The following is a 16,824-nucleotide window of genomic DNA, read 5'->3' on the forward strand; positions in this document are numbered from 1 at the left end:
AGTTGAATATCATTGCGGATTACTAGCAAGCAAATCCACTTTAGCCTTCGTGCTTGCGGCGCATGTGTGGGAACAAAATCACATCACGGATACTAGCAGAGTCTGTCAATAGCATGACTAAACGGTCAATACCAATACCTTCGCCTGCTGTTGGTGGCAAACCGTAAGATAATGCTTCAATGTACTCTTCATCAAAGTGCATGGCTTCATCATCGCCCGCGTCTTTTTCAGCAACCTGACCGCGGAAGCGCTCGGCTTGGTCAGCAGGGTCATTAAGCTCACTAAAGCCGTTGGCCAGTTCACGACCACCAACGAATAGCTCAAAACGATCAGTAATCTCAGGATTATCATCACTACGGCGCGCTAGTGGTGAAGTCTCAGCTGGATACTCAGTAATAAACGTTGGTTGGCGTAATTGATGCTCAGCAGTTTCTTCAAAGATAATTGTTTGCAATTTACCCACACCAAAACCGTCTTTTACTTGCTGCTTTAGTACCGTTGAGGCGTACTCTGCTAGATATTCACGATCGTTGATGCGCGCCATATCGAAGTTTTCTGCATATTTTGCAATTGCATTAGACATAGACAGACGTTCAAACGGTGCTTTTAGGCTAATGGCTTCTTCTTGGTACGTGATTTCAGTGGTATCTAATATATCCAATGCCAATTCGTTAAATAAACGCTCAGTCAAATCCATCAAATCATGATAATCAGCATAAGCCTGATAAAACTCAATCATGGTAAATTCAGGATTATGACGGGTTGAGACACCTTCGTTACGGAAGCTACGGTTAATCTCAAATACTCTCTCAAAACCACCAACAACCAAACGCTTTAAGTAAAGCTCAGGCGCAATACGTAGATACAATGGCATATCTAACGCATTATGATGAGTCTCAAATGGACGCGCAACAGCACCGCCCGGAATAGGATGCATCATTGGCGTTTCAACTTCCATGAAGCGCTCATTCAACATAAACTTGCGGATACCGCTAACGACCTGACTACGGATCATGAAAGTATCACGAGTCGTCTCATTGGTCATCAAATCAAGGTGGCGATTGCGATAGCGAGCTTCTACGTCAGCCAAACCATGAAACTTGTTCGGCATTGGGCGTAGTGATTTAGTGAGAAGGTTGAACTCCTCAATATGTACGTATAAGTCCCCTTTACCCGAGCGACCGATGTAGCCAGAGATACCAACGATATCACCCAAATCTAATGATTTGATAGAAGCAAGTGTTTCTGGATCTAACTCTTTGCGTGCAACATACAGCTGGATGCGACCCGTCATGTCTTGAATGACAATAAATGAGCCACGATTGAGCATCACACGCCCAGCAATATTAACCTGAGTCTTGTCGCCATTCGCAGCTTTTTCTTCAATCTCTTGCTTAGAGATACCATCAAAATCAGCTTGTAAGTCTTTAGCATAATCAGTGCGCTTAAACTGATTGGGATAAGGCTGTTTACCAGAAGCCGTAATATCATCTAATTTGGCCTGTAATTGAGCAATCAGCTCATTGGCTTCTTCTAGTGTTGGGGCTTGTTCTTCTTGGGCTTGATTATTCTGGTTTTGCTTTGACATAACACTCTCAAATTTTGATAAGTTAAATTGTAGATTTGGAAAATTATATGGTTAATCTATACACCACAACCCTCTTGCTACACTGCTTTGAGCAATCTGACGATAACCACAAGGTTTATCGTTAGCAGCATAGGTTTCAATTAAGTTTTGTCTACTGACTTTATGGTTATCGCTTTACTTACTACTAAAGTCCTATTGATCACCGCCGCCGATACTCGCCATTAGATCTGCTTGATGCTCACGCAACAATGCATCAAGAATCTCATCCAAGTCGCCTTCCATAATAGAGTCGAGCTTGTACAAGGTAAGGTTGATACGGTGATCAGTCATGCGACCTTGTGGAAAATTATAGGTACGGATACGCTCTGAGCGATCACCACTACCGACCAGATCACGACGTATAGAGTCAGCCACATCGACCTGCGCTTGCACTTTGGCTTGTTGGATTTTTGAGACCAACATCTTCATAGCATGCGCGCGGTTTTTGTGCTGGCTACGCTCTTGCTGACACTCTACCACGGTACCCGTTGGAATGTGGGTTAAACGTACGGCTGAGTCAGTCGTGTTAACGTGCTGACCACCTGCACCACTTGAGCGGAAAGTATCCATTTTTATGTCAGCAGGATTGATATCAACGGTATCATCAATCTCAACTTCTGGCATGACCGCAACCGTACAAGCTGACGTGTGAACACGACCTTGGCTCTCGGTTTCAGGAACACGCTGTACGCGGTGAGCGCCTGATTCAAACTTTAGGCGACCATATACACTATTGCCTGATACACGCGTGATGATTTCTTTATAACCACCATGCTCACCCTCGTTGGCTGATAGCACTTCCACCGTCCAACCTTGAGTTTGAGCGTACTTTTGATACATACGGAACAAATCACCAGAGAAAATCGCTGCTTCATCACCACCTGTACCAGCTCGAATCTCCAAAAATGCTGGCACTTTGTCATTAGGATCTTTTGGTAGCATCATGACATTGAGTGCTTCTTCCATCTCTACGATGGTATCACGCGCGTTATCAATCTCTTCTTGCATCATCTCTTTCATGTCAGGATCTGAAGCATCGGCCAGCATAGCTTCTGCATCGGCCTGATTCGTTTCTGCCCCTACATAGTTCTGCCATAAAGTAGTGATATCCATCAAGTCGCTGTGCTCGACAGACAATTCACGGAATTTATTATTATCGCTGATGACACTAGGGTCTGATAATAAGGCGGTGACCTCTTCATAACGGTCTACCATCTGGTCTAAACGCAGGCGTAAGGATTCTTTCATAAAAGGACTTTTAATTGGATAAGAGGAATAAGATCGTGATTATAGCAAATTTTTCACCGTAAATTAAAACCTCTGAGTAATCTTGTCGTTATTCTAAGCAATCTAGCCATTATATTGCTCAACATCTTCACTTATTCTGAAATACCCTCACCTTGTTTCATTATTCAGCTATTTACAATACATATGTCAAAACATTCAGACAAAAAAATAGCCAAGATTGCTCTTGGCTATTTTTATCGTCACAACAGCTATCTAATGGCAGTATTAAACCTTACGAACCAATACTGAACCAATCGAGTAACCGGCACCGAATGAGCAAATAACACCCAAATCACCTGACGCTAGTTTGTCTTTATAGCGATGAAACACAATCATTGGACTGGCTGAACTGGTATTGGCAAACTCAGCAATGACGCTTGGCACGATGGCTTTATCAGCTTCTTTACCGACGACCGTACGTAGGATTAAATCTAGCATATTGGCATTGGCTTGATGTAACCACATCATCTTCACATCACTGGCTTGTAATTCATTCTCAGTCAAATGCTCAGTGATAACCTCTGATACTTTCGGACAGACTTCACGGAATACTTTCCGACCATTTTGAAGGAACAGCTTGTCCGTCACTGGTGCTTTGATATCTGGGTACATTTCAGTCTGTGCGGCTAAATACTCTGAGCGATCCATAAAGCCATATTCGTTTTTGATGTTGGTCGAAAACTGTGTAAATAGCTTGGAGTTCAGAATCTCATAACCTTTTGGCGTGTCCAGATCTTCAACGATAGATGCTGTTGCGACATCACCAAAGATGAAGTGGCTGTCACGATTACGCCAGTTCAGATGCGCCGAGGTAATCTCAACGTTGACCACAGCAATACGCTTGGCCAGACCAGAAACGATAGAACCATGCGCTTGTGATAGACCAAACGTCGCTGCACTACACGCAACATTCATATCATAAGCAAAACCGCCAATCATACCAATCTCGTTTTGAATCTCGATGGCGACTGCTGGGTAAGTACGCTGAAAGTTTGAGCAAGCAAGGATAATACCATCTAAGTCATTGGCTTCTAATCCAGCGTCCGCCAATGCATCTCTTAACGCAGCGGCACCCATTTCTGCCATAACAGACAGCTCTTCACCCAAATTGCGATAGGCAATCACTGGCGCCATGATTTCAGGATTTAGAATACCGTCTTTTTCCATCACATAACGTGATTTGATGCCAGACACTTTTTCGATAAATGCGGCTGATGAAGGCTCGAGCGCCGTAACCGTCTCTGCAGCTATCTCATCAGCATGCTCTGTATTATAATTTTCAACATACTGGTTAAATGAATCAACTAACTCTTCATTACTGATGCTATAAGGTGGAATGTATAGGCCTGTGCCTGTGATACAAGTCGTCATGATAAGCTTCCTTGTCTACTACTATAGTGCTTAAAATAAGCATAAAGGTTAAAAAATAATAGCCATTTACTTTCGGTGAATGACTGTAAACTTAAAATCAGTGGCTTTATTATGCCTGAATATTATAATTTTTCTAATACTTTGTTACAAATAACCTGTTTGTTGCGAAAAACAAGCAAAGATTGCCGGAATTTTGCAGCAGCTACGCTATAATTGGCGCTATTTATTATGTTTAGACTCACCAAAAGTACATATAAACGCTAATATTTGGAAATGCTAATGGCAGAACTTCTCAACTGGTTATTTGGGCAATACGCTGACTACACCACTTTATTCATTGTTCTCGAATTGATTGCTGTGATTTTTGGCGTAGCAAGTGTCATTCTCGCCAGTAAAACCAATGTTCTGGTCTTTCCTATTGGACTGGTAAGTACTGCTATATTTGTTTATTTATTGTGGAAGTGGCAGCTATTCGGCGATATGTTCATCAATGCCTATTACAGTATTATGAGCATCTATGGATGGATTAACTGGTCAAAAAACAAAGACAGCAAAAAGCAGCAAGAACAACTGAATCCCACTGGCCAGCAGCAAAATGTGTCGTCAAAAGACAGCGATGCTCATAGTACTATCCAAGTTGAACGCTTGAGTACAACAGATATCCCCATATTGGTCACACTAGCCACGGCGACTGTCGCCTTTGTCGCTACCGTTTATTACTTTCGCCCAGTGATTAATAATGGCTTTAGCTTCGACGGTGCCGTACTCGGTCTGAACTTATTTACCTGGGTAGACTATACTGACATGCTAACCACTGCACTGTTCTTAATGGCAATGTGGCTCATGGCAAGACGTAAAATTGAGCACTGGTTACTGTGGATCATCGCCGATGCGATATCTGTACCACTATACTTTTATAAAGGTTTTACCTTTACCGCGCTACAATATGTAGCCTTCACTCTTATCGCAATCTGGGCTTATTATGAATGGCAGCGACGCTACCGCGTACAACCTCGTGCAGCATACGCCTAAATCGGTCATCAAGGTCGCGATCTTAGGTGCAGAAAGCACTGGCAAGACGACCTTATGTCGGGATTTGGCAGCGCATTTTAATAGCCCTTGGGTACCAGAATACATGCGCACGTATCTACAAGCCAAATGGGATAATGAGCAACTGACTTGTACATGGGATGACTTACTTCCTATCGCACAAGGTCAAATAGCATTAGAAAATAAACTCGCCACACAAGCAGCTGAAATAGCAGAAGGCAACCATTATTTGTTTTGTGATACCAGTCTGTTTGAATTAATGGCGTATTCCAACTGGTATTATGATGACTGCCCTGCAACACTGACTCAGGCCGCATTGACGCATCATTATGATTTAATCATATTAACTGAAGTTGATATCCCATGGGTAGCTGATGATTTACGAGATAGCCCTCATCAGCGTGACGAGATAAGCGACTATTTTGCAAGCCAGCTAACTCACCATCAAAAGCGGTTTCATCGTATCGGTGGTGATAGAGAGCAACGAGTGCAACAAGTGGCTAAACAGCTTTCTCAAATGCATCATACCTGACGTTATACACATATGAATTATAGCCTTACTTTTAGGGACCTTAAGAGATATCCATGCTAAAAAATATTGAATACTACTTAGAAAAAACCATATTTAACAGCCGCTGGATACTCGCGCCTTTTTACTTGGGGCTAGTATTAGGCATAATCCTATTATTTGTAAAATTTGTTCAAAAAATATATCTCATGTTCCATACAGTATTTAGTGCTTCCGTATCAGACGTTATTGTCAATATACTAGTGTTAGTAGATATATCTTTAGTGGCCAGTCTATTGCTTATTATTATATTTAGTGGGTATGAAATATTTGTCTCAAAAATTGACACGGGCGATCACGTTGACCGGCCTGGCTGGATGGGAAAAGTAGATTTTTCTGGGCTTAAATTAAAGGTCATTGGTGCCATCGTCGCCATCTCTGCCATCGATCTTTTAAAGTCATTTATGGATATCCCTAGTGAACTGAGTGATGCTGAGGCCGACAAGCTTATGTGGAAAGTCATCATTCATATGACCTTTGTGGTATCAGGATTATTGTTTGCCATCATGGACAAGGTGGTTGGCGATACCAAAAAACACTAGCGCTTATTTTTCCACACACTCTCCACTGTTCTTACATATTTTTTCTTCATCCCTCCTCTATCCTTCTCTTTAAACCTGCTGACTGTTGTATTCACAGTTTTGGACTAAAGATTTATATGAGGAGCTCCCATGCAAAAAATACTACTGATTAAATTATCCATCATCGCGGGGCTGTGCGTTCTGTTTGCCATTGGTCTCAACATGATTGGCTCGGTCATCTATGAGAGGCAAAATTATTCAGAGTCGGTTATCAGAGAAATCGCTCAACAGCACGTCAACCCGCAAGAAGTCATTACGCCATTTATCGCCATTCCTACCACGGTCACACCTGAATGTGAGATTAAAGGGTCCGAAGCAACCAGTAACTGTGCGGCCTCCTACTCAAAAATTGAAACTGTTTTTGCCAATCAAACCCAAGCAGCTCAAGATCTTGAGGTAAACACGGATACCTATAAACGCGGTGTTTATCATGCGACCAGTTATAACGGTGCGCTGACATTTGACCAAAACTATACTTTTGATTCAACCTTAAGTAGCTTAAACGAGCCTAATAATACGAATAACCAAGCATCCGTTTCAGTCGATAGCGCTACAAACCCATTTATCAATAAAATAAAACCTGAAAAAACCATCATTCACTGGAATAAAGCCAAATTAATTATTCCTGTATCAGACCTACGCGGTGTAGCGACACTACCGACAGTGACCATTGATAAAAAATCAATACAAGCAACATATCCGCAAACACCTATGCTGAAAGAGCTAACCTATGTAGAAGTGGCAATTCCTCAAGATTTATTGAATCGTCTAGCAAAGCCTGTTGCTAGCCCGCAGGATAACGAAACATTATCTGGTACAGACTTGACCAATCAGCCATCCGATACCGAAAGTACTCAAGCGATTAGTATCATAGTAGATTTACCTTTAGCAGGTATTAGCAATTTAAATACGGTGCCTACTGGGCAGAACTTTAGCCTAACCATGCGCAGTAACTGGCATGCGCCCAACTTCATTGGCAAAGCCCTTCCAAATGCCAAAAAGTTCACCACGAAAGGGTTTGAAGCCAATTGGCAGAATCAATATTTATCCGTCACTAATAATCAATATTTATCACATTGTATCGGCAGCGCCAATAATGAATGTGCTGTTACGAGTCAAGCAAGTCTTGATACTAGCAGTCAGTCGATGTCTCGTAATGACTTGATTGCAGTAGAAGGTGGCACCATGCCTGATAGTATGCGCCTCAGCAGCTTTGGGGTTAGTTTTGCCGAGCCCAATGATGTGTATTTGCAAACCCAACGAACTATGAAATATGCGCTGCTATTAATTTTAGTATCGTTTGGCACCTTCTTTTTATTTGAAGTCATTAAATCGAGCCGTATTCACCCGATTCAATATCTATTGGTTGGTTGTGCGCTATTTGTCTTTTATGTGTTATTGCTACCGCTGGCTGAGCAGATAGTGTTTTGGAAAGCGTATGCCATTGCGGCCAGTGCCTGTGTCGGACTCATTGGCTGGTATACTTACTACGTGTTCGGTGGCGTAAAACGAGCAGCGATATTTACCGTCACACTCGCAGGATTGTACGCATCGTTTTTTGGTATTCTCACTACAGAAGATATGAACTTATTGCTTGGTGCCGTCTTCTGTTTTGTACTGCTCGCCTGTGTGATGGTCATGACTCGTAAAATTGACTGGTATAAAGTCGCCTAAGTTCATCAAAATATCTAGCAAGGATGACACCTTAAACAATTGAAATTTGGGCTGTTCCTATCGGTGTAATAGATCTGCATAAAAATACAGAGAACAGCCTAATCATCTCACAATTTCGCTCTTCAACGCTGTTGCCCAGTTTCGACAGTCATCCTCACAGCGTATACACAGCTGGTTGGCGTCAGAGATAGTGTCAATATAGCCACAATGCATACAAGCATAATAAACGCCTGACTCTACTTGCTCGACTGGCTGGTACTGCTTGGGAAATAGTGGCATGCCATAGCTTGTGTTTTCGGGTGGGTATAATAAGATACTAAAGTTGCCATCTGTTTCCAGAAGCCCCGTACGCACTTGACCCAAATGCTCAACGCCTTGTTGACGCATTTCAGCAAAAAACTCATCATGCGACATCTTGCCCTTTTTAATCTTTTCGAGTACCAATAATCCATCTTCGACAATGTATAGCGACTTACCCTCTAGTAAATCTTCGAACGGCTGAAACTTCATCATGGCCCACGTACACAATCGATAAAGGAAAATGACCGAGCCCATAATTAGCACTGCCTGAATAATCGGCAGATCTTCGGTAAACATTGGATCACCTGCGATAGAGCCCAGTGATAAAATGATGGTTAACTCAAAGATTGATAACTGACGGACGCCGCGCTTGCCCGTAAAGCGTAAAAATAAAATAATGAGCACAAACATGACGGTGACACGTACTAATATTTCAAGTGCAAATGCCCACGTTGTGTCATAAATAAAAATACCTGCCCAATCCATGTTATCGTTTCCTGCGTATCTTTTTTATTTGATTGATTGACTAGTTGATTGAAACTATTGAAAGGTTGACGATAGTAATTTTTACCACTTATTTCACTCATAAGCCTTATCATCAATGCAACTATCGTTATTCTAATTTAAAAGAGACTTTTTGTCGCAAGTACGACAAAATATCGTTCCTTGTGAGATAACCATCAACTGGATTTTTAGAGTCTTAGCCCTCATTTCCGATAAACGATGATTGGCTGTTATAAAAATATATCTAAAAAACCAATGTCAAAATCATTTTCTCACTTACTTTAAGAATCACTTATCTATGGTAGGAATTACCTTGAAAGCTACGCTCTATACTGTTATCGCATTGATCGCATTTGCCGCCAACTCTCTCTTTGGAAGAATGGCGCTAGCAGTAGGCTATATAGATGCATGGAGCTTTACGATCATTCGCTTAGTAAGTGCGGCTGTCTGTTTAGCTATCATCATGACGGTCTATACCTATCGACTACGACGTCAAGCGCTCAATCTAGGTAGCACCTCTTATGAGGCTATTTTGAATGATAAAGGCAGTTGGCTTAGTAGTGCAAGCTTGGTGATTTATGCACTTTGCTTTTCGATTGCCTATGTAGAACTAGATACGGGTACTGGCGCATTGATTTTGTTTTCAGCAGTTCAGCTCACGATGATTGGCTGGGGCATCTATAAAAAAGAACAATTAAGCGTATTGCAGTGGATCGCCTTTATCGTTGCAGTCGTCGGATTTATTTATTTAATGCTACCGTCAGCAGCAGTGCCTTCGTTACTAGCAGCGACGCTCATGGCAATCAGTGGTGTGGCTTGGGGTATATATAGTATACGTGGCAAATCATGTGTGTCACCGCTACGCGCCACTGGCTTTAACTTTATCCGGAGCCTTGTTGCTGTTCCTATCCTGTTACTAATCGGCATGGTATATCTCGATAATATCGGCTTGGAAAACATCGATTTAGGTAATATTACTATCAAAGGAATATTGTTGGCATGTGCATCAGGGGCGATCGCATCGGGTATGGGCTATAGCATTTGGTATATGGCAATGCCGCTGTTAAAAAACACTCAAGCAGCAGTGGTACAGCTGTGCGTGCCTGTGCTTGCAGCCATACTGGGCGTGGTATTTTTATCTGAGCAATTGACCATGCAATTCGTCGTGGCAAGCACGGTGATACTGGGTGCTGTGTTGGTATTTATTTTGAATAAAAAGACAGTGAAAGTTTAAAAACGGTAACGTGAGTCCATTAAACGTTCACATTGAAAACATGCATTTTAAAGTGAGCCATGTAAAACAGGTCACTGAATACTCACATTTTTATCTAAGCAATCACCAACATCACATACAATATTGAACCGATAAACCATGTCGTATTCACTGCTATGCCTGAGTACCACTTTAGTTTGACCTTTGCATTTTTATTATTAAAAGCGGCTTGGCGCTCTGCGGTGACAGGCAATACGTTATAAGGATTGTTTTTTCCATCCCACATAAGCCGACGCTGAACTTCAGGGTGCAATGCAGGGTTGGCACTGGACTGGTATATATTACCTTCTGCTAAGTCTAAAAAGCTAACTGTACAGGCTCGCAACCAACCCATAATCGTCACTTCATGACGTAAACCAGTTAAGCCTTTGCCTTTCTTATCTTGTGCAATATCAGCACAAGCCAATAGCGAGGTACTGATATCTGTCGGACAGGCATGCGCATATCGAGGATCAAGCGGTAGCTCGTCTGCTGGACGTTCCATGTAGGTACGGATGAATGCCCAATGGTCATAAGGATTGAGTCTATGGTCGTCAAATTTAATTGAATGAATTAATTCATCTGTTGTTTTATCAATAATATGCAAGTTGAGAGACTCAAGATTAGTACCTTCATTGCCTCTGACAGATGCAATAATATCTTTATAATCAATCAAATGAAATATAGGTTCTTGCTTTCGACTGTGCTCATAGTAGCCAACCTGTTGCGTTTTCTTTAATAGTAGAATTTTGTAGTAATGAGACTTTTTAGTTTTGAGTTGTTTAAGAGTTAGAACAGGAGCAAAACCAAGTAATATTAAGAATATTATAAGCATAATAATAAGTAATAAGACTATTGCTTCAAATTTTCCAGTAAATAAAAAATCGAATATTACCGCTAAAAGAAAAAATAGATTTTGCCCAAATAACCAAGCTGCACCATATGATGCCAATAATACTAAAGATTGAATAGAGTTAATAGAAGGGTGAAATAGCAGATAGTCTGGATTGACTTCATGAATAAGTGCACTTAGTCTATCAATGCTATATTCTTTCTCTTTGAAACTAGCAATTTCACCTTGATAAGGACTTTCAATAATCTCACCGATAGGAAGTTTTTGTGGCACTGGTAATATCATTTTTTACTCAATTACTATGTACTATTAATTAGCTAATTGCTGCTCATTATTATATGCGAGCATCACCCAATAAAACAAACTAATGTTAATTAATATCACTACTATTCATCTGATATTTACTTGCCAATCCTTGTCATCAAAAGCTAGAAACGTTACTTCATCAATCTCAACTAATGATTATCTAGGATTTGTACACGTGTTCTACTGAGCCAATTAACCACACCATTTAAGGGCATTCTGAAAAACCACCCCTTTCGTCGCAAGAAAAAATAGATAGAATGATCCTAACATGATAAAAAAAGCAGCAACTTTCATAGTGGCTAGCTGCCTATTGACTACCCTAGCCAACGCTATCATCCATTTAGAATCTGTGAGCATAAACAAACACAGCATTTGCATATAAATAGCATGTAATAACTGTCCATAGATAACTGCTCCACAGGTTTGTTCAACAAAAAGCAAAATGATTACATCTACGATAATAATAATAAAAAATGCATCTCTACTCCATAGTTGACGACTTTTATCGTACCGAATCCTTTTTACCTTGATATAGTCAATATCGCTTTGATTATCCAACTGATTGGTTTCATTGAGATACCAAATAGTGTGCCATTCAAGTCGCTTCATCTTTGGCATGATGTCGCCTGCTTTGAAGTGTTTGATATCTTTACTTGATGGTGACCACCAGTAGCCTGTGAATGAGCAGGGCTTACCCGACTCGCAGCGTAAGCGTTTTGGTGCGACATTATGGCTACCACCGCCACTATCCGCAATACGCTCAACCAACATCCAAGTGACTGGTGCCATACCGACCGCTTGCATGGTCTCGGGGTCATAACCGACATAAGCTTCATTTGCTAACATACCGTCTAGTAGCACTTGGGCACTGGCATCTGCTCGATTTGGTATATAAATACCTGCCACAGGGACGATCTTATCTAACTCAACAGTATATTGAGGGTTTAAACGATATATAGGCCAGGATTCGGGTGGGTTGAGCGATCCTCTTGATTCATTAGTATAGCGTTCAGTCAGACTTCCTATTTTCCAACCAAAATAGCTGGTTATTTTCATGTTAAAAGCGCGTAAGCTGGCTTGTCGCTCCCATTTATCATAATCCAGTTGTTGCTGCTCTGGCATCCAGTCAATATCATAATCCATACTGATAGCGCGAAAATCACTCTCAACATTACCGCCATATCTTATTGCTATTAAATCTCCTTTTAACAGCTCTTGATAACCGACATTAAGATCGTCTAAGGTGCCGCGTAAATTCGGCAGCACGCGCTGCCCCCAAACGATATCAGGCTGTCGGTTGATGGGTCTACTACGATAATCGCTAGGTAAGTCCCCCATAAATAGCTCTAATGCTTGTTCAGCCGCCTCTAGCATATGAGCAAAGGCATCACGCATCTCGTCAAAGTACACCGTAGAGCTATAACGCTCCAGTAAATAAATCTCTTGCGGTCTTATTATGTATTTATCCATAGGATGGTTTACATTCCTTTATCTCTATTTCCTACCATCACTTTTTGGGTTGTAACGGCCCCATATTTGGTATTTAACTCGACAATCAAAAGCTCCTGATTTTCATATACAAGCTAACAATAGTCAAGTTTAATATAAAGTGTGACTCAGTTTTATTAGAGTTATATAAGCATTGTTATTTTTGCAAAGATAATTAAAAGAACAGCTAACTTGTATATTCAACTTATAACATATATAGTATATTCATTATTATAGAATTATTATAATAACTTTCTCTACATGTCATTATCAAAATACTTTGGGAGAAACTAACATGATTCGATTAAGCTACACTCTCAAATGCTGGATGCTGGGCATCACCTATTTTTCAGTATTTTACTTCATAGTTGTCATGAGCGACCCTAGCTTTGCTAAGTATCTTTATGCATTAGCACTAAGCACTTTACTCTTCCCTATTGCCAAACGTGCAGTCGATGTGATGGTAGAGTTTTTTGCACCAGATACTGAATTATTCAACGGATTATTACCATCTATCTTGATTAATGTCGTCATCTGGGTATTTACCCCAGTTATTGTCGCGCTAACCGTAGTTGCCTATGCACTTTATAGCATGGGTGTGATGACAGAAAATATCAGTCATTAATTGTTAGAATTATAAGTCTAAAGCATAAGCGAAAAAATACCTTGAACTCAACTCTACTATCAATCTTTGACAAAAGATTAAAGTACTAAATCTTTACCTTAATTAGACTATGCTCTATCTTTAGTTGGTTTTTTACAGATAATAAAAAGCGCCCCTAATTTGGGAGCGCTTTTTTACTGCTATTCAATTATATTAAATAATATTGTCATCTATAGCTGTTTGGATATATAACTTCGCCGTACTACCACTGTCTTGATACAGATCGTAACCCGCTTGATCAGAAGTGCCAGACTTAGTCATACCTGATATATTGACGGTATCAACACTATCACCCTTAATGAACAGCTGATTATTAGTATCTGTCATGCTAATAACATCAGTTAGTCCTAAGTTAAGCGTTTGAGCAGTGTCATTAACCATATTGATGGTTTCAAAATTAGTAACGTTACTCAAGTCAGCACTATTAATGTTAATGCTAGTATCACTAATCACTAAGGAGTCATTATCTTGACTACCGTCTGAGTTTTCACCACCATTAATTTCAACATCATCTGCATCAAAGATTATATTATCGCTACCATCTCCACCTAACAATGTATCCGCGCTACTCAAACCAACTAATGTGTCGTCTCCTGCGCCGCCACTTAGAGTTTCGGCTTGGTTAGTACCGACCAAGTAGTCATTATCGTCTGTACCACGCGGTGCGATGTCATCTATTGAATCTGGGCTTTGCGGTGTTGCGTACTCATTATAATTTAAGGTAACTGTCGAACTGGCTGTATCACCATCAGAGTCTTGATACTCGAATGAGAACACATCTGCATCATCTAAGCCAGCTGTCACAATATCAGCAATGTTGTCTACTGTATTAAATTTATAACTACCGTCAGCATAGCCAATAAACAGTCCATAATCCGTTTGGAACTCATAGTTGGTGGTATCACCGTCTGTGTCAACAGTGGTTATCGATCCATCACTGTCAGTTGTAGAAACACCTGACCAAACGATAGCGTTAGCGGTAGAAGTAAGATAATCAACAGCATCACCACCAACAGCCACTTTTCCTTCAATAACGACATTGTTATCTAATACAGGTAATAAGTTCAGCGGAGTCAGTTTACCTATAAGATCATAGGTATTCTCTTGACCTTCTAAACTGTTTACCACAAAAGTATTTTCGTCATCTAGAGCTAGGTTGTAATCATCTAAAGCGAAGTCGGTATCAACGATGTTATCACCATCGCTGTCATATTTATCAATAATACCGTCTCCGTCGGTATCTTCAGCACGTCTGCCATTCGTACTAAAAATAACGTAGTCGAGATCGCCATTAGCATCTAGAACACCGTCGTTGATATTATCACCATCAAAATCAATACCATCTGAAGTCAGATCTTTATCAGCATCAATGTAAGCAAAATTACTGTTACCAATAACGGTGTACCTATAGCCTGAGTCCAAATTAGAGACGAATTGTGCATCTCCTTCATCGCCAAAAATACCATTACCGTTCAAGTCATAGAAGTTTCCTACATTTTGAACACCATTGTTTGTAAACGTATTAATTGACTCACCAACAACCGCATATGTTGACTGATCTATTAGTCCGTCACCGTTATCATCAATACCATTGTTATTTTGATATGCCTTCAAAAACTCTTTGTTTTTGTCAGAATCAATAGTAGAAAGGGGGTCTTGATTAACCAAAGTTAAGTCAAGTTGGTACTGTTGGCCAGCAATATCTATAATTTGAGTCGCATTTGGTATGACAATAAAGTCACTCTGGACATAGTCATCATCATAAACTGCAGAATCTAAGCCATATGTAGCAGCCGTTGCAGCATTAGATGTTTCATTATGCTGCATATCGTACTCAACAGCGACGGACTCAGAGTTACCATTTACATCAACGTTAAAATTAAGATCTAACTCGGTCTCCAATAACGTACCACCATCTCCAAAGACACCAAAGTTAATATGGGAGAAATCACCTAAGTCAATATTGCTCTCAAACTCAATCTCCTGACCATTACCTTGATAATCAGTATTTTCGTAAGTGGTATATCCTGCAGGGGATGTTGTTGTATCAGCTGGTCTACCCCAATAAATAGCTTCGTCGAGCGTATCTATGTAAAGGTTGCCGTCTGCCGCTTGGTATGTGGCATCTTGCTCTGCAGTTAATACACCAACCGTGCCACCATAGTCACGCAGTGGAATCGTATCGCCGCTACTTCCAGCTGCAGTATTAAGACTACCAGCAACTAAATACGCAGGATCATCAACTGTGACAGCACGTGTCGGACTGGTAAACAACGAATTAGTAAAGCCTGTTTGTAGATCAGTAATAGTGACGGTTTCTTGTTGAACATCAATATTCCAAACTACTGGCTGAGGTGCAGGAGAGTCATCTTCGATGATAGCTAACAGCTCATCAGACTTGGCTAATGTATCTGTGGCAGTCGCATTTTCAAATACTTCAATACCAAAATCAACTGACAAAATCCCTTCGATATCGTCACCTTGAGTATGATCTACAGGCGCACCCAACGTGACATTATATCCAAATTGATAACCATCAGTAATTGCTTCTTTACTACCGTTTAAACCTATGGTTAGTACATTCTGAGTTTGAGTCGTGCCAGTGCTATCCGTATACGTATATTCACCAACAATGTCACCTGTACTCGAATCGATCCTGAATATAACGGGATTGCCTTGGCTGGTCAAACCGTTATCAATCGCTGGTAATACAAATTTCACAACGGCAGCCGAAAGGTCTGTGTCTGTATCAGTTACTCGAATCCAGTTACCATCTGTATCAGTTACTGAATCAGTGGTATCAAGCGTTGAGTCTGGATTACTATCTGGATTTCCTCCGACCAACCCTTCTTCAGAAACACGACCTGGTGGCTCAACTTCAATTGTAGTTAACTGGTCATAGTCAATGGTAACAGTTGCTTCGTTAGACAATAGACCAGTTGTATCTTCAACCGTGTAACTGATTGGCGTTGGGTTATCGGTAAAGCCTGCTTCTGGGGTAAAGGTTATGTCACCTGTTGCAGCATCAACGCTCCATGTACCTTCGCCTGCCACAATAACAGATTTGCCGTCAGCTGCAATGGTGCTGCCTGCTGGAGACTGAGTGATTATGACAGTCGTTGGGTCAATATCATTCTGTGCATCAGTATCGTTACCCACCACAGCAACAGTAATAGCATCGCCAAGCACTTGGTCTAACTTTTCATCATCAACTGCCACTGGTACAGTTTGTGGATAGTCGATGGTAATAGTTGCTGGGTCAGTCTGTAGTCCTGTTGTGTCAGAGACAACATACTCAA

The 16,824-nt window shown here is 40.9% G+C and carries 13 protein-coding genes; 6 read left to right on the top strand and 7 right to left on the bottom strand.

What is annotated here, in order from left to right; translation table 11 throughout:
- Positions 1-40 precede the first annotated feature (40 nt).
- From lysS to I6E83_RS08730, 3 genes are all read right to left on the bottom strand, one after another.
- Positions 41-1,588 (bottom strand): lysine--tRNA ligase, encoded by a 1,548-nt coding sequence (lysS, locus tag I6E83_RS08720; protein WP_110923515.1) that lies wholly within the window; start codon positions 1,586-1,588, stop codon positions 41-43.
- A gap of 192 nt (positions 1,589-1,780) precedes the next feature.
- Positions 1,781-2,875 (bottom strand): peptide chain release factor 1, encoded by a 1,095-nt coding sequence (prfA, locus tag I6E83_RS08725; protein WP_197101202.1) that lies wholly within the window; start codon positions 2,873-2,875, stop codon positions 1,781-1,783.
- A gap of 264 nt (positions 2,876-3,139) precedes the next feature.
- A complete protein-coding gene (locus I6E83_RS08730; RefSeq protein WP_197101204.1) occupies positions 3,140-4,285 on the bottom strand; it encodes a beta-ketoacyl-ACP synthase III in 1,146 nt (381 codons plus the stop codon).
- A 279-nt stretch (positions 4,286-4,564) separates the two neighbouring features.
- Here I6E83_RS08730 and pnuC point away from each other — a divergent pair, with 279 nt between their 5' ends.
- The 4 genes from pnuC to creD all read left to right on the top strand — a co-directional run bounded on the left by pnuC (position 4,565) and on the right by creD (position 8,158).
- Positions 4,565-5,317, top strand: a complete 753-nt coding sequence (gene pnuC, locus I6E83_RS08735; RefSeq protein ID WP_197101206.1) for a nicotinamide riboside transporter PnuC — start codon at positions 4,565-4,567, stop codon at positions 5,315-5,317.
- Positions 5,268-5,867: an AAA family ATPase gene (locus I6E83_RS08740; protein ID WP_197101208.1), complete on the top strand. Its 600-nt coding sequence runs from the start codon at positions 5,268-5,270 to the stop codon at positions 5,865-5,867. The genes pnuC and I6E83_RS08740 overlap by 50 nt, the downstream gene beginning before the upstream one ends.
- Before the next feature lie 53 nt (positions 5,868-5,920).
- A complete protein-coding gene (locus tag I6E83_RS08745) occupies positions 5,921-6,445 on the top strand; it encodes a TIGR00645 family protein (protein ID WP_197101210.1) in 525 nt (174 codons plus the stop codon).
- A 129-nt stretch (positions 6,446-6,574) separates the two neighbouring features.
- A complete protein-coding gene (gene creD / locus I6E83_RS08750) occupies positions 6,575-8,158 on the top strand; it encodes a cell envelope integrity protein CreD (RefSeq protein WP_197101212.1) in 1,584 nt (527 codons plus the stop codon).
- Between the two features lie 102 nt (positions 8,159-8,260).
- Here creD and I6E83_RS08755 read toward each other — a convergent pair whose 3' ends face one another.
- Positions 8,261-8,944 carry a DUF421 domain-containing protein gene (locus tag I6E83_RS08755; protein ID WP_197101213.1) on the bottom strand — a complete coding sequence of 228 codons (684 nt, stop codon included), beginning with the start codon at positions 8,942-8,944 and terminating at the stop codon, positions 8,261-8,263.
- 331 nt (positions 8,945-9,275) lie between these two features.
- Here I6E83_RS08755 and I6E83_RS08760 point away from each other — a divergent pair, with 331 nt between their 5' ends.
- On the top strand, positions 9,276-10,196 hold the full coding sequence (locus I6E83_RS08760; RefSeq protein WP_197101216.1) for a DMT family transporter: 921 nt from the start codon (positions 9,276-9,278) through the stop codon (positions 10,194-10,196).
- 94 nt (positions 10,197-10,290) lie between these two features.
- On the opposite strand, the gene I6E83_RS08765 is transcribed toward I6E83_RS08760, so the two are convergent.
- On the bottom strand, positions 10,291-11,352 hold the full coding sequence (locus I6E83_RS08765; RefSeq protein ID WP_197101218.1) for a hypothetical protein: 1,062 nt from the start codon (positions 11,350-11,352) through the stop codon (positions 10,291-10,293).
- 213 nt (positions 11,353-11,565) lie between these two features.
- Positions 11,566-12,843 (bottom strand): hypothetical protein, encoded by a 1,278-nt coding sequence (locus tag I6E83_RS08770; protein WP_197101221.1) that lies wholly within the window; start codon positions 12,841-12,843, stop codon positions 11,566-11,568.
- A 313-nt stretch (positions 12,844-13,156) separates the two neighbouring features.
- Between I6E83_RS08770 and I6E83_RS08775 the strand changes: the two genes are divergently transcribed.
- On the top strand, positions 13,157-13,486 hold the full coding sequence (locus I6E83_RS08775; protein ID WP_110923524.1) for a hypothetical protein: 330 nt from the start codon (positions 13,157-13,159) through the stop codon (positions 13,484-13,486).
- A 192-nt stretch (positions 13,487-13,678) separates the two neighbouring features.
- Here I6E83_RS08775 and I6E83_RS08780 read toward each other — a convergent pair.
- On the bottom strand, positions 13,679-16,824 hold a 3,146-nt coding region (locus I6E83_RS08780), incomplete at its 5' end, for a hypothetical protein (protein ID WP_197101223.1).

Source organism: Psychrobacter sp. SZ93C1, from assembly GCF_015864635.1.
Classification (GTDB): Bacteria; Pseudomonadota; Gammaproteobacteria; order Pseudomonadales; family Moraxellaceae; genus Psychrobacter; species Psychrobacter fozii.

What these genes read in the sequence shown, in the direction of transcription:
- lysS (WP_110923515.1), bottom strand. Translation starts at nt 1,588, where the DNA reads ATGTCAAAGCAAAACCAGAATAATCAAGCCCAAGAAGAACAAGCCCCA.
- prfA (WP_197101202.1), bottom strand. Translation starts at nt 2,875, where the DNA reads ATGAAAGAATCCTTACGCCTGCGTTTAGACCAGATGGTAGACCGTTAT.
- I6E83_RS08730 (WP_197101204.1), bottom strand. Translation starts at nt 4,285, where the DNA reads ATGACGACTTGTATCACAGGCACAGGCCTATACATTCCACCTTATAGC.
- pnuC (WP_197101206.1), top strand. Translation starts at nt 4,565, where the DNA reads ATGGCAGAACTTCTCAACTGGTTATTTGGGCAATACGCTGACTACACC.
- I6E83_RS08740 (WP_197101208.1), top strand. Translation starts at nt 5,268, where the DNA reads ATGAATGGCAGCGACGCTACCGCGTACAACCTCGTGCAGCATACGCCT.
- I6E83_RS08745 (WP_197101210.1), top strand. Translation starts at nt 5,921, where the DNA reads ATGCTAAAAAATATTGAATACTACTTAGAAAAAACCATATTTAACAGC.
- creD (WP_197101212.1), top strand. Translation starts at nt 6,575, where the DNA reads ATGCAAAAAATACTACTGATTAAATTATCCATCATCGCGGGGCTGTGC.
- I6E83_RS08755 (WP_197101213.1), bottom strand. Translation starts at nt 8,944, where the DNA reads ATGGATTGGGCAGGTATTTTTATTTATGACACAACGTGGGCATTTGCA.
- I6E83_RS08765 (WP_197101218.1), bottom strand. Translation starts at nt 11,352, where the DNA reads ATGATATTACCAGTGCCACAAAAACTTCCTATCGGTGAGATTATTGAA.
- I6E83_RS08770 (WP_197101221.1), bottom strand. Translation starts at nt 12,843, where the DNA reads ATGGATAAATACATAATAAGACCGCAAGAGATTTATTTACTGGAGCGT.
- I6E83_RS08775 (WP_110923524.1), top strand. Translation starts at nt 13,157, where the DNA reads ATGATTCGATTAAGCTACACTCTCAAATGCTGGATGCTGGGCATCACC.